Source organism: Arthrobacter alkaliphilus (assembly GCF_021483235.1).
Lineage (GTDB): Bacteria > Actinomycetota > Actinomycetes > Actinomycetales > Micrococcaceae > Arthrobacter > Arthrobacter alkaliphilus.
Genome location: NZ_JAKEEC010000008.1, coordinates 56633 through 79314, shown reverse-complemented (window position 1 = coordinate 79314; position 22682 = coordinate 56633). Strand labels below are relative to the sequence as shown.

Sequence of the window (22682 nt, the reverse complement as noted above, 5' to 3'; positions counted from 1 at the left end):
CGCCAGCTCCGATCTTTGTTTCTCCCTGTGCCCTCCGGCCGCCCGTGTGAGAACGCCTTTAGACCCTTCCCCTGGGGCTTTCTAACGGGGCCACTTTGCCGCTCAAGGCGCCTGATCTCGAGTTGAGCAGTTCGACAAATCTCGCGTCCGCGAGTGCGACACCGACAGCAGCGTCTTTCGCGTCGAACGAGCAAGCTGGTCAGCTCACTCCATGTTTCACGTGAAACAGACGGGTCGAGTGGGGTGTCAGGTCTTGATAGTCATCGAGGCGGTGCCAGAGCCCGAGCCTTGTACGCCAAACCTCCCGAAACCCACATGCCTCCTCATTGTGCCCCTCCGTGCGTCGTTTCACGTGAAACAGGGACGGGGGTGGTGGAAAAAGCTGACGCCCAAGTAAACAGGTTGCAATCGGTAGTTCACTACCAGTTACTGAGGAGTTCCGCAGGCCAAAATTGGGCGAGCACAGACTCGCAGCTTTGGGCGAAGCCGGCGGTGTCCGCGAGAAGCTCGCCGGCATGTCCCAAGGGGGTAACAACAAGAAGAACCGGTCGGAACCATCTGGGCGCCGCGTCCCGGGCCTCCCCCGATGCTCAACTTTTGACTGCACGTTTCTTCCCCTAGCTCCGATTGGCGCCGGACCTAGGGGCCCTACTGGCTTTGGAGTTTCGAACTCGCCGTCTTCGGCGCAGGAGTTGCTCTATCCGCTGCTATTTGCTGGCCTTGAGCCTTGAGCCTTGAGCCTTGGGCCTTGGGCCTTGAGCCTTGGGCCTTGGGCCTTGGGCCTTGGGCCTTGGATCCCGGTCCGGGGGCTCGGGGGCGGTCGGGGCGGTTGGGGCGGTTAGAAGGGCGAGCGGCGGGCCCGGGTTGGGGTGGCTATGGCCCCCACTCGCTCAGGTATATGTACGTCGTGCCGATATACGCACGGAGGCTCGTTCAGAACAATAGATCGGGTATGGACCGGCCAGCCATCAGCGCTAATCGGACCGGCGTCCGCGTTAATCTTCAGCGGATGGCCGGCCATGACTGTTGGTCCGCATTCTCAGCTGCAAACTGGAAACCCTAAGCGGTGCGGATGGCGAGAGACGCGCAGCTGACTTCTGCTCCAAAGCCACTTGGGCACTGGCTAGATCAGTCCAAAGTACGGATTGTTCCTTAGGCCCGTTTTCGAGATATTCCTTGCCTCCCCTGGGTTGGTCCTCCTGTCCGGGTTTGGAGCGCACTGCCCCGGGCTCTTGTTTCTCCTCGGTCTTCTTGGTGCGGATGTGGCCCGGGATGGATACGGGGGCAACAAACCTGCTAGACCAGGCACACTGTTGGAAACGCAGCGCCCGGAAGGCTGCGGTCACGGCGTGTTTGACCTTGGGCCCGTCGCAGCGCGGTCGTGACTGCGCAAACCTCGGGTAGAACGATGAAGCGTCTCGATGTCCTAGTGGTGCGAAGTGGATAGGTACACCGTAGCCAGGCCGGTGCGTGAAGCTCGCACTTCTCCAGTTCGCGCGCTGTGGCGATCACTACGAGCTCTCAGATTCGCTGTTGAAAAGTCGGAAAGCGGCGGTGGATATTCCTGTGGATAACTTTGTTGATAAACCAGCCCAGTGGAAAGGTAGACAACGAACTCGGAACGCGACAGGCATGGGCCACCATTAGTTCCCTGCGGAGGTACATGCTTTCCGGCGCCTCCGTTTCACGTGAAACCATGACATCGGGGCCGAAGATGGGTTGTTCGAGCGCGATTGGGCTCGATTTCGGTGGATTTTTGATCTTTGCGTGCGATCTGCGACCAGAGTGGCCCTGCTTTCGCGGATGATTATCGGTGGGACTTCGGAACAGCTCCCGCCGTGCTCTTTTGTTGGACCGCAGGAGAGATGCACGGCCGCGGTTTTTCATAGTGGAAAGGCCTGTGGATAACTGTGTGCACAACTTACGGCCGTGCGGTGGATATCGCACCCGTCGTTTGCACAGCCGTTGTGGAAGGCAAGCCAAATATCGGCCTCGACGTCGCTGGTCGGACTAGCCATCGGCGCTGCCCCGGCCATCCTGCACTTGGCCCGCAGAACGTTCGAGGGCACAGGCGCCCGTTATGTTTCACGTGAAACTGCGACAGTCCCATAAGGAAGTTTTCGACCGGGCAAGGGAAGAAGCTGGGCAGTCACGGAAGACTGGGAGGTCCCCGCGGACAGTAGGTATGCAAGGCTCGGCTCTTGATCAGCCGGCCCGGCACGACGGGCATGTACCGCGGGACCGCGGCGAAGCCCGAAGAAGGATGCCGCGGCCGGGAGGCCTGGCGCTATGGCGTCGACGGCTTCTAGAGATCCAAAGTCAATCCCCCACCACTCCGGCTCGCGCGCGCGGATGCAGCATCTGCGCGATGACTCCAATGGACGGGCGCAGCTGCAGGTTTAGCGAGTTTGATTGGTTTGAGCGACCTTCCAGTACCCTTGCGACTAGGGAGGTGCATGGAGGTCGGTCATCGACCAGCCTCGCTCGTTCAGTAAGTGGTACCTCGGTGAAATGTCCTCATCCACTAGCAGGGCAACACACGATTTGCCTCTGTGCTTTCCTCGGGTTCCCCACGGATGATGCCAGGAAGAGGCGGTCCCAGTTCTGTCGCTAGGCACCCGGACGGGCAATAGCGACTTGGGGGATTCGCCCGGGTGAAAGCTGTTGCTGTCCGTAACGATCGCCAGTATCGCACTGCTCGCACTTCTGAAGGCTTCCACAGTGAAGCTTTCCTTGGGTGCGGGCGACGACGCCAGTGGTGCCGGGGCAACAAGCATGTTCGGCCACAAGTTCCACTTACGTCGGCGGCATAACCCTTGTGGGCGCTGCACGCCAAGGCATTACTCGCGCTCAGTAATTTGAACAGAACTGTATGAGGGATGCGGCCTGGATGGTCGCAGGATCCGCTTGCGACTCCTATTGAGGCGTCGGACCTACTTGCATCGGTGTCCGAGCTGAGGTGACCTTGATCCCCCTAATCCTCAGCTGCTCCAAAGTCCGGCAACCAAAGCTGCTGCTAGTGCGCCGCGCGCAGAAGGTGTCCCGGCACCTGAATTGCAGCGAAGAAAGGGGCAAATACGAACATAATCGGTTCATACCTGCTAGGCGCTGTTCCCTAATACAGCCTGTGCTGCACGCTGAAGGATATGCGGTCGGTTCCAGGTCTCAGTGTCCAGTCTCCGAGCTGTGCCGCTCCGGTAAATCCGGAAGCCGCTTGACGTTTGCATGCCCAGTGTCGGACGGCATAGGGCTAGGATCGCCCGGAGCGCCCAGCGGGCACCAAACAGTCCGCCGTTTCACGTGAAACATTGAAGGCAGCTGAGACTCCGTGTCGATACCCACTCGCCCGATAGTGCATCGACGATGGGTCCAATCGCAGTCCCCATAGTCCGACTTCAGTTGGAGTGGGCCGCAACCAAGTTGCGGAACACAAGGTAGACAACGCGGGTCGCTACGTCGCTCACGAACTCACCGAGGCCAAGATGGTGTTTGTGTCGATCAGCGGTGACGTTTCACGTGAAACGGTCGTATGTCTACGTTCTCTAGGTTTACGCTCGGAAAAAGAAGAGCCCCTTCTAGCGACAAATTGAATGCGCCGTGTTTCACGTGAAACGGCGACCTAATGGCCCTCGTTGTCGGCTGATACGGCGAAGCTGGCAAATAGGAGGCTAGCATCTGTCATCGCTTAAAAGTGTCGGACCCAGACCGGATTTCTCAAGGAGCGGCTCGACATGGGCAGGCACGACAAGCCGACTCCCGACGGGCCGCCTGGCCCATCCCCCGGCTGATTCCTCAGATCCCGGCCTGGTTCCGCCTATCCCAGGCCGCTCCGAACCGCGGCGATGTGAGCCAGGAACGTCGAAGGCATCTGAAGGGAAAAGCATCAGTTTTGAAAACTCAAATGGATTCAGAAGCTATGGACTAAGTCGGATCGAAGCATGAAAAAGCCGGTGGCCTTCGCGCAATAGCGAGGACCACCGGCTGAATCAGCGGCAACCGTGTACACGGAAGCCAGACGCTCCTAGGAAAGGACGGACTCAAATTCCTTCTCGAAGAACTGCTTCGGCTTGGCGCCGATAACCGTGCTCTTCACTTCTCCCCCGCTGAACAGGTATACAGCGGGAATAGACGTGATGCCGTACTCAGCGGCGATGGCCGGGTTGTCGTCAACATTCAACTTGACGACGTCTACCTTGTCTCCGTACTCAACAGAGATCTCGTCGAGGATCGGACCCAGCTTGCGGCACGGGCCGCACCATTCTGCCCAGAAGTCCACAATGACCGGCTTTTCAGCGGCCAGGACGTCGGTGCTGAAACTGGCGTCGGTAACGTTCTTAGCGTTGCTCATAATTCTTTCCCTTCGAATGGATGGCTGCTGTGCCGTTTAGGCGTGCAGGTCTGCAAGATAGTGCTCGACGTCCAAGGCCGCGACACAACCGGAACCGGCTGCTGTGATGGCCTGGCGGTAGGTGGGGTCGACGACATCGCCGGCAGCGAAGACGCCCCTGATGCTGGTCTTCGAACTGCGACCGTCAACCGCGATGGTTCCTTCAGGAGCGAGGTCCAGCTTGCCCTTGACGAGTTCCGTGCGGGGGTCGTTTCCGATGGCGACGAAAACGCCCGTGACGGCGAGTTCGGATTCGGTACCGTCAAGGAGGTTCTTCAGCTTCAAGCCGGTCACCTTGTCCCCGCCAATGACGTCTACGACCGTGCTGTTCCACACGAAGTTGATCTTCTCGTGGGCCAAGGCGCGGTCTGCCATGATCTTGGAAGCCTTGAGGGTATCGCGGCGATGTACCACCGTGACGGACCTGGCGAACTTCGTCAGGAAGAGCGCTTCCTCCATGGCGGAATCTCCACCGCCGATCACGGCGATGTCCTGGTCCTTGAAGAAGAAACCGTCACAGGTTGCACACCAGCTAACCCCGTGTCCGGAAAGCCGCTTTTCATTCTCAAGGCCAAGCTCACGATATGCAGAACCCGTGGAGAGGATGACGGCGCGTGCCTTGAAGGTCTCCCCCGTGCCGATAGTCACGGACTTGATGTCGCCGTCGAGCTCCAGTTCGGTGACATCCTCGAACAGAATCTCCGTCCCGAAGCGTGCCGCCTGCTTTTCGAAGTTCTCCATGAGATCGGGTCCCATGACGCCCTCGGGGAAACCTGGGTAGTTCTCGACGTCTGTTGTGTTCATCAGTTCGCCACCGGCGGTGACGGAACCGGCGATGAGCAGCGGATTCATGTTGGCGCGTGCCGTGTAGACGGCCGCCGTGTAACCGGCAGGCCCCGAGCCTACGATGATGACATCACGTACGTTGGACGCGGTGTTTTCTGCGTTGCTCACTGGTGGGTGAACCTCTTCCTTAGTCGATGCACCGGATCCTTGCGGCCGGCCACATGGCACAACCCTATGGCGGCGCGGAATATTCCGATGTTCCCGCGGACCCTAATATCCGCCACCATTCAGGGTACCGTCCGGCAACACAAAGCAAGGAAGGACGAGCGGTCCGGTTACCGGACTTGACGGACGGGCATCCTGCAGCCGACTACTGGACCTTGATCTCCGCAAGCCGCAGGCCATAGCCATAGCGCGTCTTCGGCGCGGTCAGCTTCGGCAGCGACTTGATGGAAATGATGACGTATTGTGCCGTTACGGGAGAACTGAGCGGCATGGTGAGTTCCGGCGAGGTGAAGCTGTTGGTGCCGACCAATTTGGCACCGTCCATCGCCGGACGGTCGTTGGTGTAGACGTTGATGTTTCCACCGGAAGCACCCAACTGGCTCAATGTGACGGACGTCACTTGCGACGGTGCCTTGAGCTTGACGAGGAGTGAAACTCCATCAGGAGCCAGTCCACCCCAGTCTGCGGTAGCGAACTCCATGTCCGACCAGTAACTCGCGGCATTTCCGTCGAAGGTCTTGACCAGGTCTTTGTCGTAGGTCGCCGCGAACTCGAAATCACCCATGCGGGTGACGCCTTCAATGACCGGCGGCGTTGGGACAGGAGCTGCTGCCGATGCACTAGTGCTCGGCTGAGGGGTCACGGGTTGGGACGCCGTGGCCGACTGTTTGGCTGCGGGCGAACCGCCGGGAATGAGATTGCCGAGGTTGGTGACAGCCAGAATCAGACCCACGATCAGGACGGCGGCAAGGACCCCACCGACGAGCCAGCGGAAGGAGCGGGGCTCGCGTACCGGCTCGTCGTCGTAGTACTCGTCCTCGTCGAGTTGCTCCGATTGCGCGCGCGCAGTCGACGGGAAGCTCGATGCCCCTCGGCTGTAGCCGCCGGCAGCGGGAGCATCGCCGGAAGCTGCAGCCCCGCGCGAGCGAGCATCGTCGTTAACGAAGCCGTAGTCGTCTTCGGACCAGAGGGAAACCTTGGATTCCTGGGCTGGGGTGGCAGAGGTGGGTGCTTGAACAGCCTGGGTGGCGGGCGCCTGGATTTGCTGGGGAGCGGTGCGGTCAGACTCAGCGGCGCCGTTCGACCGGGCGGCTTCGCCCGCGTCGTTCTTTGGTTTACTGGTACCTTTTACCGCCGCCGCGGCAGCAGCACCTGCTCCGGCTGCAGCGGCGGCGAGCCGTGAACCGATGCCTCCGGGGGTCGATGCAGGCTGGCTGGCAGGCTTGGGCGGGACAATCGGGCGCCGCGGGCCAGTGGCGGCATCTGGCTCTGGTTCGCCGGCCGGATTCCGCTCGACCTCGTCGTAACTGATGTACTCGGCGTCATGCTCTTCGTCGTCGTACAGCCCGTCGTAGGTCTCGGGCTCGTGGGACCGGGCCTGGCCGAAGATCTCGCTGCCGAGTGTGTCTGTGAAGAAGGGCTCGACGTAGGGCGGGTTGGTAGCCACTACGAGGTCCAGCAGGTCAGGAGCGCTGCTGTGGTTGGTGATGAGGTAGGTGGCGGCGTCGCTGACCCCGAGATCGAGGATCTGGACATGCCCTGGCCGTTCGCCGGTGGCCACCTCCCGGGCGCTCTTGGCAACCTGCTCGGCGTTTCCAGGGCCGGCCACGAGGATACTGACAGGCCTGTTGAGGACCTGGTCCACGCCGTCGAGCACCAGATCTTGGTCGTGCGAAGTCAACACGGTTGCTGTGACTTTGTAACGGCCGCCAAGCACTGATCCGACATCGATCGGGTGGGACACGGGTTCCTCCTATGACTGTCCGGAAGCTGCGGGTCCTGAATACGGGATCCGGCCAGCCGGGGGACCCGTGGTCTGCAACTACCTGTAATTAGTTTCTGATCCTAGCTGATCGGGCCGTTGCGGCTCCCGGTTTGCGAGGATGCGTCACCTTTTACGGCGGGGGCCGCCGCGGAAATATGGGTTGTTTCCCGGGGTTCCCTGATAGGTGCGGCGGCCGGGCAGCGGAATGACCGGCCTGCCTCGACCACCCTGCGCGGTGCTTGGAATGTCTTCATCCGGCAGATATGACTTCTCGACGTCGGACCAAGCGTCCACCTCGCCCTTCCCTTCGGCTGGGGCTCCATCCCAACCATCCTTCGCCGGGACGGTCTTCACTGCTGGTCCGGCCCGGAAGGATGCCGCGTCGAACTCGCCCGAGATGCGCGGAATGAGCCCGGTGTCGTCGGACACTGTGGCGCGGACCGACGTCGGGGGCTGTTTTCCGCCCGCGGACGGTGCTTCTGCCACCGGAGCGCCCCGGCCGAGCCGGCCAAGCACGGGGCTGAGCAAATCCCGGAGCTCGCTCACGTGGAAGGCACGCAGGAGGAACAGATACGCAAGGAGCATGATGGGCCCGACGACGACCACCGTCACCAAAGCGGCGGGCCGGCTGCTCCAGGCGAAGCCGTCAGCACGATAGCTGCCCAGGAGCCACAAGGCCAAGGCGCCCGCAATCGCCGAGCCCAAGGCGGCGTAGCCCATGCGGATGTACGAGTTTGCGATCCGGGGGCCGTCTACATGGCCGAGGAGGCGTCGCAGGAACCAGACGCTGATGACCACGGAAAGAATGTTGCCAAGCGTGTACAGGACGGCGATCGCGAAGATGATCCGGCCCACGGGCAGGAACTGGATGATGAACGCGCCCACAATGTTGACCAAGGCCAAGATGAGCTGGATGTAGAAGGGCGTCCGTGCGTCTTCGTTGGCGTAGAAGACCCGGGACATCATGAAATTGGCGCTCATGAACGGCGTGCTCAGCGCGAGGATCGTCAGCGTCTGGGCGAGCATGACGCCGTCTTGGGGCTTTCCGCCGGAGAAGAACATGCCCAACGGTCCGGCGAGGGCGAACAGGGCGAGCGCTCCGAAGACCGTGGCCACCGCCATGGTCCGCAGTCCGTGCGAGAGGGCTTCGCGCAGCTCGGCCTTGTTGCCCGCCTGGGAGGCGTGTGCCATCCGGTTGAACAGCACTGTGGCGAGCGACAACGCAATGATCGAGTGCGGCAGCAAGTACAGCTGGCTGGCGACTTCCAGAACCGCGTTGCCTGGGAGGGTGGCGGCCGCAGGGTCCTGGGCGTGCTCCAGGCGGAGCCGTTCGGAGCCGGGAATCGTGGCGATCCGCATGACGTAAAGGAAAGCGAGCTGCCCGACGGCGGCGGTCAGCAGCGTCCAGACGCTCAGTTTCGCTGCCTGGCCCAGTCCCACGCCACGCCAGCCGAAACGCGGCCGGAGCCCAAGCCGCAGGCGGAAGACGGGGACGAGGAGTATGGCGGTTTGCGCGAGCACGCCGAGGGTCGAGAAGCCTGCGATCAGGAAAGTCTGGAAGGGCCCCCAACTGTCCAACGTGTGGGGGTTGGTGTTGTTGGCGCCGAGGATCCAGATGAACATGCCCAGTCCGGCGATAGCCACCACATTGTTCAGGATCGGTGCCCACATGGCCGGGCCGAAAGCGCCGTTCGCGTTGAGGACCTGGGTCAGGAGCGCATACAGACCGTAGAAGAAGATCTGTGGCAGGCAATAGAACGCGAAGGTTACGGCCAGCGATTTCTGTTGCGGTGAATAGCCCTGGGTAGTGAGATCGATAACCAGCGGCGCGGCCAGCGTGACCAGCGCCGTCAGCGTCAACAGAACCAGCACCGCCAGAGTCAGGAGCCTGCTGATGTAATCGGCGCCGCGGTCAGGCCCCTTGCTCGCCTTGATGATCTGCGGGACAAGCACGGCGTTGAACACCCCGCCGGCTACCAGGAGGAAGATCAGGTTGGGCAGGTTGTTTGCATTGATGAAGGTATCGTTGACCGTCGATCCCAGGCCCAGTGCGGCGCCAAGCATCCAGGTTTTGGCGAAGCCGAGGAACCGTGAAACGAGCGTCCCGGCGGCCATCACGGCGCTGGAGCGGGTTTCTCCGGACTGGGTTGACTGGGTTGTTTTGGCGGCAGACATTGTCATTATCGTCCCATGACCCGGGCCGCCTGGTGCGTCAAGGCCATATAAAAGGACGCGTCAGAGGTGTTCGGGCAGGACTTCCCGGGCAAGATCGGCGATGCGCCGCTCATTGGGAAAGGACAACTTGCGGGCCAACTCTTGGAGCGGGACCCAAGCGGCATCAATGGCCTCTTGGTCTGGATCGTTCTCGATGGTCAGCTCACCGCCCGTGGCACGCAGGAGGAAATGGTGCACAGTCTTGTGCACGCGGTGCCCGCTTACCGTGAACCAGTAGTCGATGCTGCCGAGGGGCGCGAGGACCTTGCCTTCGATCCCGGTCTCCTCCGCAATCTCACGCACAGCTGCTTCTTCGTTGTTTTCCTTGCCTTCCGGATGTCCCTTCGGCAGGCACCACTCGAGCCGGCCACCCCTGTTCAGGCGGGCGATGATCGCAACCCGCAATTCGCCGTCGGACGTGTCTACTACGACGCCGCCGGCGGAGACTTCTTCCACGGTCGGAAGGGCGGCCTGTGCCGGGTGCGGAGCGGGCGCGACGTGGGCACCAATTGCCGAAGGCAACGGTGCGTTCGTCCTCCTGCCAGGAGCACTCGGGATCGGGTTGGCCATGAAGTCCACTCTAACGACTCTTGCCCGTTGGTGATGACCGGGACATGGACTCTGGGTGACGTACGGATGGCGTTCGCCCGTGATCCCGGTGCATTCGCGACGTAATCGCATCGCGATGACATCGATCCGGTGGGACGGCGCGGCGAAATCTGACAAGCTTAAGGAACTATGGCGCAAGTATTGGACAGTTCTTCAGTCAATTTCCAGATGGATCCAGTGGTCCTGGACCTCGGCCAGCGGTTTGTGGACGCCGGATTCGAACTGTCGTTGGTTGGCGGCCCGGTGCGGGACCTCTTTCTAGGCCGTGTCTCGCCTGACTTGGACTTCGCCACGGACGCCACCCCGGATCAGACCCTGTCCATCATCAAGAGGTGGGCCGACAATTTCTGGGAGATCGGCCGCGCCTTTGGAACGATCGGAATGAAGAAGTCCGGCTTCCAGATCGAGATCACGACGTACCGCGCCGAAGCCTACGACGCCGATTCCCGCAAGCCCGTGGTGGCCTTCGGTTCCTCGCTGCTGGACGATCTCCTGCGCCGCGACTTCACCATTAACGCCATGGCCCTTCGGCTGCCTTCCTTGGAACTTGTGGATCCGTTCGGCGGGGTCCGCGATCTCCATGCTTCGGTACTTGCTACCCCGGGATCTCCGGAAGCGTCATTCTCCGACGATCCCCTGCGCATGATGCGTGCTGCCCGCTTTGCTTCGCAGCTCGGCGTTTCGGTGCGCGAGGACGTCCGCCTTGCCATGTCCGGCATGGCCGAGCGGATCAACATCATTTCCGCTGAACGCGTGCGCGAAGAACTCGTCAAACTCATCAAAGGGGCGCACCCGCGTGCCGGCATCGACCTCCTCGTGGAGACGGGACTGGCCGAATTCGTCCTCCCCGAGGTTGCTGCCCTGCGCCTTGAAGCCGATGAGCACCACCGGCACAAGGACGTGTACCAACACTCCCTTCAGGTCCTCGAGCAAGCCGCATCGCTCGAAACAGGCCCGGACGGCCCGGTGCCCGGTCCGGACTTTGTGTTGCGCTTCGCCGCGTTGATGCACGACGTCGGGAAGCCGGCGACGCGCCGTTTCGAACCGGGCGGCGCGGTGAGCTTCCGCCACCACGACATGGTGGGCTCCAAGCTGACCGCAAAACGCATGAAGACACTGCGCTTCGACAACGACACCATCAAGGCCGTGGCCCGGCTCGTCGAGCTCCATATGCGTTTCTATGGATACGGAGACGCCGGCTGGACCGATTCCGCCGTCCGCCGTTACGTGGCAGATGCCGGCCCCTTGCTGGAGCGCCTGCATCGACTCACCCGGTCCGACGTCACTACGCGTAACCAGCGCAAGGCGGACCGGCTGTCCTTTGCCTACGATGACCTTGAGCGACGGATCGGGGTCCTGGCCGAACAGGAATCGCTCAACGCTATCCGGCCGGATTTGGACGGAGCGCAGATCATGGCTTTGCTGGGACTCAAGCCCGGCCCCGTGGTCGGGCGCGCCTATAAGTTCCTGCTGGAGGAGCGCATGGAGAACGGTCCGCTGTCCCAGGCGGATGCCGAGTCCAAGCTCCTGGAATGGTGGGCTGCGCAACCCGAGTCCGCCGTCGAACTTTCATCGGAACCAGCCGTCGATGCCAAAGCAGGCACCGCCGAACCAGAGGAGTCCTAAGTGAACCCTGTAGCCAGGCCCTCCCGGCCACAGCTCTGGATCATGCGTCACGGGGAGACCGAATGGTCCAAGAGTGGCCAATACACCGGTTTGACGGACCTTCCCTTGACCGTGGAAGGCGAGCAGCAGGCGGTGGAAGCCCGCAAGATCCTGGAGGGCATCGACTTCGACCTGGTCCTGACCTCCCCGCTGCGCCGCGCCCGGCGCACCGCGGAGTTGGCAGGCTTCCCCGACGCTGTCCACGAACCACTCGCTGTGGAGTGGAACTACGGCGACTACGAAGGCATCAGTTCGGACCTCATCCGCAAGGACAACCCGGACTACCTGATCTGGTTCGACGGCGTTCCCAATGGCGAGACGCTCGACTCCGTGGCAGCCCGTGCCGACAAGATCATCGCCCGCGTCCTCGAGTCCGGAATGGACAACGTCCTGATTGTGGCGCACGGCCATTTCTCCCGCATCCTCACGGCCCGCTGGCTTGAATTGGATGCCCGGGAAGGACGCCATTTTGTCCTGGGAACAGCCAAAGTTTGTACCCTGGGATGGGATAAGCGGACGCCTGCCATTCTTCGCTGGGGACTGTAGAAGAATTAATTTCTAAATTCTTTGTAATTTGCTGGTCAACAGCGCGATTCATAGTGTAACTTTATTTTTGATCCCAGAGCGATCCGCCGGGATTGAGGCGTGCACTCCCAGTCAGTCAGCTGCGGTAGTGCCAAAGCGGAAAAGGAGGTTGGGAAAATGATTACTTTGACTAGCGGATGGAAGATGACCGTTGCTGGCGCCCCGGCCTTCGCTGCTCGACGCCGTTTTTCGGCCTAACTCCCCCTGATGTACTGCCTCCCCTGATTATCCAGGGGAGCCTCACAGTGCAATCGGGCGCCGAGCCGGGCCTGCCACTGAGCGGTATCACGCGATCGACGTGGTGCGCAGTTTCCTCATAGTTCGGAACCAGCTTCTTTGTTGGGGACGGCTGCCCCGTGGATGCCGGAACTCCTTGCATCGGTTGTTTTTACGGTCATTCCATAAATCCGCTTAATCCACCCGCCATTGCCGCACATTCACGCGTCTAATTCTGCCGCTGTTTCTTCGAATTCAGGGGGCTTAATTGTCGTGCCCGAATTCCGGCGATTCTCTCACTAGGAAAGGAGGTGACTCCGTGGCCAAGCGCCTCAAGGACCTGATGGTCTTCAACGCCAAGCCTGTTGTCAAAGATAAGACCCTCTTCAACGGACAACTGCTGGACCAACGCCGGGAAGACGTCTACGTCGTCCTGCACCAAATGGGCGTCATCCGCTAACTGTTCCCGGCCTTCGCAATCCAGGAGGGACTGATGGCACGCATCGGACCGTTCGCCTCGGAAGCCCACGCGGCTATGCGTGGGCTTCCGCCTTTTAATGGCCGGATCCCGTCCCCGGCGCCTGCGCTAAGCTCGATTCCATGCAGGAGACGAAGCCGCACAGCCCGGAAAAGCGTGCTCGCTTTGTGGTTCCCAGCCGCAACGATTCCCTGCTAAGGAACTTCACCGAGTTGATCGGAGGACCCCTCGGCCGGCGGTCCTCCCCCGGAGCCATCTCCCCCGGATTCTTCACCGTTGAACGGGTCCTGATCATCCTCACGGTCGCTGCGGCGCTTCTGTCGATCCTCATCAAGGGCTATTGCCGGGTCAACGGATGGCACACTCCGCAGCAGTTTTACGCGACTTGCTACTCGGATTTTCCCGAACTCTTCAGCAGCCGGGGCCTCGCGGACGGCGTGTTTCCGCTCTTTGACCAGAGAGCCCTCTTCGAATATCCCGTGATCACGGGGCTGATAGCCGGCGTCACTGCATGGCTTGTGCCAGGGCGCGGTGCCAGCCCGGAACGGATCCTTGGATATTTCGACGTGAATGCGACCTTGATTGCGGCCATGTGGATTGTGGTTGTCCTGGCCACTGCGCGCATCAACCGGCGCCGGCCCTGGGACGCGGCCATGGTGGCCCTGGCTCCCGGGATGGTGTTGGCCGGAGTCATCAACTGGGACATGTGGGCCGTGGCCATGCTCGCGGTGGGCATGTACTTCTTCGCAAAGGAACGCCCCGTCCTGGCCGGCCTGTTCATCGGTTTGGGGACGGCCACGAAGCTCTATCCGCTGCTGATACTCGGAGCGGTTTTTCTGCTCGCCTTGCGCACCGGCCGGCTGCGGGTCTTGTTTGTGACTGCCCTGTCCGCGACGGTGGCCTGGCTGGCAGTCAACGCTCCGGTCGCAGCCGTCAACCCGGCCGGTTGGCGCTACTTTTTCGACTACACCCGTGATCGCCCCGCTGGATACAGCTCTCCATGGTTCGCCTACAACCTGATTGCCGAACGCCTTCACTTTGGCCAGCTTGGCCCGGAAGCCATCAATGCACTCGCGATGGACATCTTCCTCATCGCCTGCGTTTTGATTGCCGGATTGGCCCTGACAGCGCCGCGCCGCCCGCGCCTGGCCCAGTTGACGTTCCTGATAGTGGCGGCCTTCATCCTGAGCAATAAGGTCTATTCGCCGCAATACGTGCTCTGGCTGGTGCCGCTTCTGGTGTTGGCGAGGCCCCGGTGGCGCGACTTCCTGCTCTGGCAGGCCGCCGAAGCGTTGCATTGGACCGCCACCTGGATGTACCTGGGGCAGGCGAGCAGTGGCGGGGCCGCACAGAACAACATCGATATGCCGTACTACGTCATGGCCGTGATGCTTCATATGGCCGCAACCGCATATTTGATGCTGAGGGTCGCTTGGGACATTTGGGAACCCCATCTGGATCCGCTCCGGGTCCATGTAGTGGATGATCCTCACGGTGGTGTGTTCAACGGGGCCCAGGACTGGTTGCGGATAGACATCAAGAGGCCGGCAGCTTCGGTACTGCCATGGCGGCGGATGGCCTTGCCCCCGGATGCGTCCGAATCGGCCGGCGTCGCCGCACCGTCCGGGCGCGAGTCAGTGTCCCCCGCCCGCGGCGAGGTCGAACGCGATGGCTGACGTCGCCGTCGTTGGCTCCGGGCCGAACGGCTTGGCCGCGGCGGTGCTCATGGCCCGCGCGGGACTGGCTGTGCGCGTCTACGAGGCGGCCGCGACGATCGGCGGGGGCATGCGAACGGCAGAACTGCTGGAACCGGGCCATCTCTACGACGTCTGTTCCGCGGTCCACCCGATGGCTCTGGCTTCGCGTTTCTTCCGGGAATTCGAACTTGGGCGGCGCGTGGAGCTCCGCGTTCCGGACGTCCAGTACGGAACGCCGCTCGACGGCGGAAGGGCAGCGCTCGCTTATCGCTCTCTCGAGCGGACCGCAACTGAACTAGGGGCTGACGGGGCTGCGTTTGCCCGCCTTATGGGACCGCTCGTCGAGCGGCTCGGCGGTGTACTGGACGTGACACAGAACCAGCTGCTGCGGATGCCTGCAGACCCCGCCGCGGCATTGCGACTCGGCCTCGCAACCTTGGAGCAGGGTTCGCCCTGGTGGAACCGGCGGTTCTCGGGAGATGCGGCTCCCGCTCTCTTGACGGGTGTTGCGGCCCACGCCGTCGCTCCCCTGCCTTCGCTCGCTGCCGCGGGGGCGGGACTCCTTCTGGGCGCACTGGCTCATGCCGGCGGATGGCCCATCCCGGTGGGCGGTTCCGTGGCTATGGCAGAGGCAATGGTCCGGGATATCGAGGCCCATGGCGGAGTGATCGAGACCGGCGTGCAGATCGGTTCATTGGAAGAGATGGGTCCAGCGAAGGCGATCCTACTTGACGTTGCGCCACCGGGTCTGCTGCGGATTGCCGGTACGGCACTCCCCGACCGGTATCGGCGGTTGCTGGAAACATTCCGATTCGGGAATGCGGCGTGCAAGGTCGATTTCATCCTTTCCGGGCCGGTGCCTTGGACAGCTCCGGGGCTGGCTGAAGCAGGGACGGTGCACGTGGGTGGTACGCGTGCCGCGATGGCCGAGGCCGAGAACCTGGTAGCGGGCGGCCGGCATCCCGAGAAGCCGTACGTCCTGGTGGCCCAGCCATCCATCGTGGATCCGGGGCGTGCACCCGCCGAGCGGCATATTCTCTGGTCCTACTGCCATGTACCGAAGGGGTCGACCGTGGACATGGCCCAGGCGGTCATGTCCCGGATCGAGGAATTCGCGCCGGGCTTCCGCGACCTGGTTATTGGCTGGAAGACGACGACGGCGGCGGGTTTGGCCGACTATAACGCGAACTACCAAGGCGGCGATTTCAGCGCGGGGCTGATGGACATTCGGGGGCTGGTGCGCCGTCCCGTGCTCTCCCCTGTGCCGTGGCGGACGCCGTTGCCCGGGGTGTATCTGTGTTCCTCGTCCACGCCTCCAGGACCCGGAGTAACAGGAATGCCCGGGTACCACGCAGCTAAATATGCTTTGAAAGACATATTCGGACTGCAGGTACCCGGGCTCGGTTTGGGCGCGTAACCCCCTCAGACGCCCGGTCACCTATGCCGGAAAAATCCCCGACGCCCGGTCACCTACGGCGGAAACATCCCCGACGCCCGGTCACCTATGTGCCACATTCCCCCGACGCCCGGTCACCTATGTGCCCCGGTAGGTGAGCGGGCGTTGCGTTAGTTCGCTGCCGTGAAGCGCATCCGGCGGTGGGCCGGGGTCTCGATTTCGTCCAGCATCGCTACGGCGTAGTCCTGGGTGGAAATGGTGCTGCCAGCCGGGGTGTCCTTGGCAGTGGAGTAGATGGCGGTACGCTCACCTGGCTGGATGACCGGCGCTGGTGCCAGCACGGTCCAGTCCAGGGTCTCTGGAGCTTCCTTGACGGCGGCAAGGGCGGTCGCCGCGGTGGTGGCTTCGGCCTTGTACGCCTCAGGGAAGTCGGGCGAATCGAGGAGCCGCACACCGTCGATCTCGAGGGTTCCTGCGCCGCCGACAATCAGGAGGCGCGTCCCTTCCGCGTTGCTGAATGCCGTGTCCATTGCAGCTAGCCACTCAGCATGGTCGCCGCCGGTGCGGCTGGGCCCGGTGGCGAGGATAACGGCGTCGTGCGCTTTGGCGATCTCGGCGAACGTCCGCCCATCAGCCTGATCGGCGGCGACGGATTTCGCTCCGGCGACCTCCGAGCCCGTGCGCGAGATCGCCGTGACCTCGTGCCCGCGGGTCAGGGATTCGTTGACTATCTGGCTTCCGACCATGCCGGTTGCGCCGTAAACTGCGATTTTCATGACTCTCCTTGGGTTGCTATCCTTGCAATATCGAAACAGTATCTAATTGATACTGATAGCTTCAAAGGAACTTAGTTACCTCATGGATACCAGAAGCCTGCCAGCAAATGTGCTTGACCCTGATTGCCCGTCCCGGGTCATCTTTCAGCGCATCGGTGACAAATGGGCTTCGTTGGTGGTCCAGGTCCTCGCGGATGGTCCCGTCCGGTTCTCGGAGCTTCGCAAGATGGTCCATGTGGTGACGCCCAAGGTGCTGACCCAGACGCTCCGCACCTTGGAACGCGACGGACTCATCACCCGAACGGTCCATGCCCAGGTCCCGCCGCGCGTCGACTACGAACTGACCGAGCTCGGAGCGTCCTTACTGGAACCCTTGACGCTCTTGCGTCTTTGGGCGGAGGACCATGTCCCCAGCATCCTCAAGGCCCGCGACGCATACGACGACGCCCAGGACGAGGCTGTCATCGGGGACTGACCCTCCTCGCGAACCGTCACGAAAGCGCAACGTGCTGTGATTTGTCTCATTCTTGTCAGCCCGAGAAGGCATAATTGCGCAAATGGGGAAAACCAAGAAACTTGTCCTGGGGCTTGCCGCCCTGATGATTGCCGGCTCGCTATCTGCTTGTGATGACGGCCGCTCCGGCGCCGAGGGCGCAGCCAAGCAACTCGCGTCGTCCCTCGCGGCGCTCGACGTCGGATCGCTCGCCGTTGACGGCAAGGGTGCCGCAGCGGCAAACGAGCAACTCAAAGCGGTGTTTGCCGCCCTCGATCCGGCCAAGCCTGCGGTTGAAAGCGGAGCGGTGAAGCTCGACGGCGACAAAGCGTCGCTGCCGCTCAACTTCACGTGGAAGATCGGAAGCGCTGAGTGGAAGTACACCTCGCAGGCCGCCCTGAAGAAATCGGGCGACAAGTGGGCCGTCCAATGGAATTCCGCGCTCCTGGAACCGGACCTGAAGGACGGCGAAGTCCTCGAGAAAACGGTCACCCCGCCTGCCAGGGCGGAAATCCTTGGTGCCGGTGACGCGAAATTGATCAGCTACCGTCCCGTGGTTTACGTCGGCATTGATAAGACCACCATCGGATCAGCCGACCCTGCGGCTTCGGCGGCAAAGCTTGCGCAACTCGTCGGTGTGGACGAAGCCGCGTATGTGAAGCAGGTCCAGGCAGCGGGCCCGCAGGCCTTCGTCAGCGCCATCACGCTGCGTCAAGAAGGCCGGACCATCACTGACCAGCAGATTGCAGCAATTCCGGGCGCCCGTGGCATTCCGGACTCCCTGCCCTTGGCACCGACACGTACCTTCGCACGCCCTGTGCTGGGTAGCGTCGCTGAGGCCAGCGCCGAACAGATCCAAAAAGCCGGGGGTGCCCTGAAAGCCGGAGATGTCGTAGGGACCGGCGGCCTGGAGGAACAGTACGACGCCCGGCTTCGAGGCCAGGATGCGGTCTCTATCAAGGCCCGGCCGCAGGGCATGACGGATGAACAGCTCAAGGCAGCCAAGCCGGATCCTCGCCGGGTGCTTTTCGCCGTCGATGCCAAGCCTGGAGATCCTTTGAAGACCACGCTGGATCCGCGCTTGCAACAGCTCGCCGAAGACACGTTGGCGGGTGTCGGCCCGGCCTCGGCAATCGTGGCGCTCCGCCCGTCCACCGGAGCTGTCCTGGCAGCGGCCTCCGGCCCTGGAAGCAACGGGTACAACACGGCAATGCTGGGTCAGTACGCCCCGGGCTCCACGTTCAAGATCGTTGATTCCCTCGCCTTGATCCGCAATGGAATGACCCCGGACTCCAAGGTTGAATGCACGCCGACCATTACTGTGGACGGCCGGACCTTCAAGAATGCCGAAGGTTATCCGGAGTCGGCGCTCGGTTCTGTTGCTCTGCGGGACGCATTCGCGCATTCATGCAACACTGCCTTCATCAACGCCAGGGACAAGGTCAGCCAAGCCCAGCTTGAATCCGCCGCGGCCTCTTTGGGAGTGGCGGTCCAAGCCCCGAAGTTGGGTGCCGATGCCTTCCTGGGCTCCGTCCCCGGAAGCGCCGATGGCACCGAGCACGCGGCTTCGATGATCGGCCAGGGCAAAGTATTGCTTTCTCCGCTCGCGGCGGCCGTCATGGCCGGTTCAGTCGCCCATGGCGCGCCTTTGTCGCCGCAACTCGTTCTGAACCCCGGCGCAGCCTCACCGTCTGCGGGTGCCACGCCGACGGCCAGCCCGGCGTCGGCGTCGGGATCCCCTTCAGCGTCGGCCTCCGCTGCGCCGGTCTCTCCCACCGCACTAGCCACCGCACCCGCCTCCGACAAGCCGGTCACCCCTGCCGAGGCAGCAGCGCTGAGCGACATGATGAGGGCCGTAGTGACCTCCGGCCACGCCGGTTTCCTCGCGTCCGTGCCGGGGGCGCCCGTGGGTGCCAAGACCGGGACGGCCGAATTCGGAAAGGACAACCCGCCTAAGACGCACGCCTGGATCGTCGCAGTGCACGGAGACCTGGCCGTGGCAGTGTTCGTGGAGGACGGCGGCCTCGGTGCGACAACCAGCGGCCCGCTGCTCAAATCGTTCCTGACCGCCGCCGGCTAAGCGTCGCAGCCGCTCTGGACAGGCCTTTCCCGGCAGGTGCACACTTAATTCAACGCTTGGTGAATTAGTTGCGGCAATCGTTGGGGAGCGGCCATGGACCATTTCGAAAGCACCACCTGCGTCGTAGTCGGTGGCGGACCCGCGGGGGTGATGCTCGGGCTCCTGCTCGCCCGCGCCGGCGTCGACGTCACCGTCCTCGAGAAGCACGCCGATTTCCTGCGCGACTTCCGCGGCGACACCGTCCATCCCTCCACCATCCGCCTGCTGGACGAGCTCGGACTTGGCGAGGGATTCCGGGCCCTCCCCCAAAGCAAACTCGGCAATTTCAAGCTACCCACGCCCGACGGCGAAGTGACCTTGGCGGCCTTCGACCGCCTCAAGGCGCCTTACGACTACGTCGCCATGGTTCCGCAGTGGGACCTCCTGAATTTCCTGGTCGACGCCGCCCGGCAGGAGCCGCAGTTCACCCTCCGGATGAATACTGAAGCCACGGACCTGCTGCACGACGACGGCGGGAAGGTCGCCGGGGTCGTGTACCGGACGCGGGACGCGGAGTCGGGGGTGGAAACCGGGACGGGTGAGCTACGCGCAACGTTGACAGTGGCCTGCGACGGCCGCAGCTCGGTGCTGCGGCAAAGGGCAGGCTTGATCCCCCGCGAATTCCCGGTTCCCTTCGACACTTGGTGGTTCAGGCTCTCCCGCCACGCGGACGAACAGGCCCAATTGGCCTCCATCATGCCGCGGTTCTCCGGCAAGGAGATGTTGCTCAGCCTGACGCGCAAAGATTTCTACCAGATTGCCTACATTGCGGAGAAAGGCAAGGACGCCCAGCTCCGCGCCGAAGGAGTCGAGAGATTCCGCGCGCGTGTTGCCGGCCTTCGCCCCGACTTGGCGGACCGCTTGGATGAAATCGGGTCTATAGACGATCTTCATTTGCTCGACGTGAAGCTCAACCGGATCAAGCCATGGCACAAACCAGGGCTCCTCCTCATCGGAGATGCCGCGCACGCCATGTCGCCGGCCGGGGGCGTGGGGATCAACCTTGCCGTCCAGGACGCCGTTGCCGCGGCGCAGCGCATCGCCCTGCCGCTGCTCCGCGGTACCCTCGGCGAGTGCGAGCTCGCGTCAGTCCAGAAGCGCAGATGGTTTCCCACGGTGGTCATCCAGCAGGTCCAGCTCCTCATCCAACAAGCAGTCTTTGCCCCCGCTGTGAAGGGCCAGCTGGCGGGGCCGCCGAGTCCGCTGGTCTTTATCGCACGCCACCTGCCGTGGTTCGGCAAAATCCCCGCGCTCATGATCGCCTTCGGACCACGTCCGGAGCACGCCCCGGATTTCGCACGCCGGAAGCCCTCGGCGGCGCGGAATCCGGCGTGAGCAGGCGGGCCGCCGCCCGGGACGGCTGAGGAGTCACGTACGGGCCATGGGAAGATTGAACGCGTGGCCCATATTGACGTTTCCGGCATCGACTATTTCCTCTCCGACGGCACCCAACTGCTCAACGGCGTGACCTTCAAGGTCCCGGACGGCAGCAAGACAGCGTTAATCGGGCCCAACGGAACCGGCAAGACGACACTTTTCAAGATCATCGCCGGCGACCTCGTTCCCGATGAAGGCGTGGTGGGCAGGTCCGGAAGCATGGGCATCATGCGGCAGTTCGTCGGCCAAGTCCGCGACGAATCCACCGTGCGCGACCTGCTCGTCTCGGCGGCGCCGCCCGCGCTTGCCGCCGCCGCCCGCGCCGTCGACGAGGCGGAGCTCGCCATGATGGAGCACGACGACGAGCCCACCCAAATGCGGTACGCCCAAGCGATCGTGGACTGGGGAGACGCAGGGGGCTACGACGTCGAGACCGTTTGGGACGAGGTCTGCATGGCCGCGCTGGGCATCCCCTTCGACCGCGCGCAGCACCGGCCGGCGTCGAGCCTTTCGGGTGGCGAGCAAAAGCGCCTGGTGCTGGAGGCACTGTTCTCCGGACCGGACCAGCTCCTGCTTCTGGACGAACCGGACAACTACCTCGACGTGCCCGGCAAGCGCTGGCTTGAAAACAAGCTGAATGAGTCCAAGAAGACGGTCTTCTTCATCAGCCACGACCGCGAGTTGCTCAACAACGCGGCCGGCCGGATCGTAACCCTCGAACCCGGCATCAACGGCGCCGGCGCCTGGGTCCACGGCGGCGGATTCGGCACGTATGTGGACGCGCGCCGCGATCGCAACGCACGGTTCGAGGAACTGCGCAAGCGCTGGGACGAGGAGCACGTGAAGCTCAAGGAACTCGTCAACATGTACAAGACCAAGGCCGCATTCCGCTCGGACATGGCCAACAAATACCAGGCCGCGCAGACCCGCCTGGCCAAGTTCCTGGAGGCTGGGCCGCCCGAAGCCCTGCCCCTCGAGCAAAACGTCAACATGCGGCTGCGCGGCGGCAGGACGGCCAAACGCGCGGTGGTGGCCGAAAAGCTGGAACTGACGGGCCTCATGAAGCCGTTCTCCACCGAAATCTGGTTCGGAGACCGCGTGGGTGTGCTGGGCTCCAACGGTTCGGGCAAGAGCCACTTCCTGCGGCTGCTTGCCTCCGGCGGCACGGACCCTGAGCGTGAGCACCTGCCCGTGTCCGACGTCGAGATCGCCGAAGTCCCGCACGAAGGGACCGTGAAACTGGGTGCCAGGATCCGTCCCGGATTCTTCGCGCAGACACATTCCCGTCCCGACCTCCTTGGCCGGACGCTCCTGGAGATCCTGCACCGCGGCGACGAACACCGTTCCGGGCTGGGGCGCGAGGCGGCTTCCGGCGCACTCGACTCGTATGGGCTGGTGGGGTCGGCGGAGCAAAAATATGAGTCGCTCTCCGGAGGACAGCAAGCCCGCTTCCAGATCCTGCTGCTGCAGCTTTCCGGCGCCACGCTGCTCCTGCTGGACGAGCCGACGGACAACTTGGACCTCCACTCGGGCGAAGCCTTGGAACGGGCCATCGATGCTTTCGAAGGCACCGTTCTTGCCGTCACGCACGACCGCTGGTTCGCGAAGTCATTCGACCGTTTCCTCGTCTTCGGTTCCGACGGCAAGGTCTACGAATCCGCCGAACCCGTCTGGGACGAGTCCCGGGTAGAGCGGGCGCGCTGACTTCAGCCCGCCCCTGGGGACGCCCGGTCACTTTTGGTGCGTTATTTGGAAACCCCCTGGTCACCTATGACGTGTTTTCCTGGAACGCTCGCCCACTTGCTCGACGGCGGTCGGCCGGATCTGAACGGGCGTTCCCGACTTTGGCGCCAGAGGTGACCGGGCGTTCCCGACTTTGGCGCCAGAGGTGACC

At 62.8% G+C, this 22682-nt stretch carries 15 protein-coding genes; 9 read left to right on the top strand and 6 right to left on the bottom strand.

Annotated features, from left to right (window positions below; translation table 11 throughout):
• Window positions 1-4021: 4021 nt before the first annotated feature.
• The 5 genes from trxA to L0B83_RS07995 all read right to left on the bottom strand — a co-directional run bounded on the left by trxA (window position 4022) and on the right by L0B83_RS07995 (window position 9899).
• A complete protein-coding gene (gene trxA, locus L0B83_RS08015) occupies window positions 4022-4348 on the bottom strand; it encodes a thioredoxin (protein WP_078107075.1) in 327 nt (108 codons plus the stop codon).
• A gap of 36 nt (window positions 4349-4384) precedes the next feature.
• Window positions 4385-5341, bottom strand: coding sequence for a thioredoxin-disulfide reductase (gene trxB, locus L0B83_RS08010; protein WP_234757883.1), 957 nt, complete (start codon window positions 5339-5341; stop codon window positions 4385-4387).
• Between the two features lie 202 nt (window positions 5342-5543).
• Window positions 5544-7142, bottom strand: coding sequence for an ABC transporter substrate-binding protein (locus tag L0B83_RS08005; RefSeq protein ID WP_234757882.1), 1599 nt, complete (start codon window positions 7140-7142; stop codon window positions 5544-5546).
• 144 nt (window positions 7143-7286) lie between these two features.
• On the bottom strand, window positions 7287-9338 hold the full coding sequence (gene murJ / locus L0B83_RS08000; RefSeq protein WP_234757936.1) for a murein biosynthesis integral membrane protein MurJ: 2052 nt from the start codon (window positions 9336-9338) through the stop codon (window positions 7287-7289).
• Window positions 9339-9398: 60 nt separating this feature from the next.
• Entirely contained in the window at window positions 9399-9899 is a 501-nt protein-coding gene (locus L0B83_RS07995) for an NUDIX hydrolase (protein WP_234757935.1), read from the bottom strand.
• 216 nt (window positions 9900-10115) lie between these two features.
• Here L0B83_RS07995 and L0B83_RS07990 point away from each other — a divergent pair, with 216 nt between their 5' ends.
• The 5 genes from L0B83_RS07990 (at window position 10116) to L0B83_RS07970 (ending at window position 16044) form a co-directional block, all read left to right on the top strand.
• On the top strand, window positions 10116-11612 hold the full coding sequence (locus L0B83_RS07990; protein WP_234757881.1) for a CCA tRNA nucleotidyltransferase: 1497 nt from the start codon (window positions 10116-10118) through the stop codon (window positions 11610-11612).
• A 42-nt stretch (window positions 11613-11654) separates the two neighbouring features.
• A complete protein-coding gene (locus L0B83_RS07985; protein WP_172465594.1) occupies window positions 11655-12197 on the top strand; it encodes a histidine phosphatase family protein in 543 nt (180 codons plus the stop codon).
• Window positions 12198-12771: 574 nt separating this feature from the next.
• Window positions 12772-12912, top strand: a complete 141-nt coding sequence (locus tag L0B83_RS07980; RefSeq protein WP_234757880.1) for a hypothetical protein — start codon at window positions 12772-12774, stop codon at window positions 12910-12912.
• 140 nt (window positions 12913-13052) lie between these two features.
• Window positions 13053-14606 carry a glycosyltransferase family 87 protein gene (locus tag L0B83_RS07975; RefSeq protein WP_234757879.1) on the top strand — a complete coding sequence of 518 codons (1554 nt, stop codon included), beginning with the start codon at window positions 13053-13055 and terminating at the stop codon, window positions 14604-14606.
• Window positions 14599-16044: a phytoene desaturase family protein gene (locus L0B83_RS07970; protein ID WP_234757878.1), complete on the top strand. Its 1446-nt coding sequence runs from the start codon at window positions 14599-14601 to the stop codon at window positions 16042-16044. The genes L0B83_RS07975 and L0B83_RS07970 overlap by 8 nt, the downstream gene beginning before the upstream one ends.
• 149 nt (window positions 16045-16193) lie before the next feature.
• Here the strand turns inward: L0B83_RS07970 and L0B83_RS07965 are convergent, their stop codons facing one another.
• On the bottom strand, window positions 16194-16799 hold the full coding sequence (locus tag L0B83_RS07965; protein WP_234757877.1) for an NAD(P)-dependent oxidoreductase: 606 nt from the start codon (window positions 16797-16799) through the stop codon (window positions 16194-16196).
• Window positions 16800-16881: 82 nt separating this feature from the next.
• Between L0B83_RS07965 and L0B83_RS07960 the strand changes: the two genes are divergently transcribed.
• The 4 genes from L0B83_RS07960 to L0B83_RS07945 all read left to right on the top strand — a co-directional run bounded on the left by L0B83_RS07960 (window position 16882) and on the right by L0B83_RS07945 (window position 22492).
• The gene (locus tag L0B83_RS07960) at window positions 16882-17274 is read left to right on the top strand and encodes a winged helix-turn-helix transcriptional regulator (protein ID WP_234757876.1); all 393 of its coding nucleotides are present in this window, start codon (window positions 16882-16884) and stop codon (window positions 17272-17274) included.
• Window positions 17275-17356: 82 nt separating this feature from the next.
• Complete coding sequence (locus L0B83_RS07955; RefSeq protein WP_234757875.1) at window positions 17357-19372, top strand: penicillin-binding transpeptidase domain-containing protein; 2016 nt, start codon at window positions 17357-17359, stop codon at window positions 19370-19372.
• Window positions 19373-19465: 93 nt separating this feature from the next.
• Window positions 19466-20746: an FAD-dependent oxidoreductase gene (locus L0B83_RS07950; protein WP_234757874.1), complete on the top strand. Its 1281-nt coding sequence runs from the start codon at window positions 19466-19468 to the stop codon at window positions 20744-20746.
• Window positions 20747-20809: 63 nt separating this feature from the next.
• Window positions 20810-22492 (top strand): ABC-F family ATP-binding cassette domain-containing protein, encoded by a 1683-nt coding sequence (locus L0B83_RS07945; protein WP_234757873.1) that lies wholly within the window; start codon window positions 20810-20812, stop codon window positions 22490-22492.
• Window positions 22493-22682 lie beyond the last annotated feature (190 nt).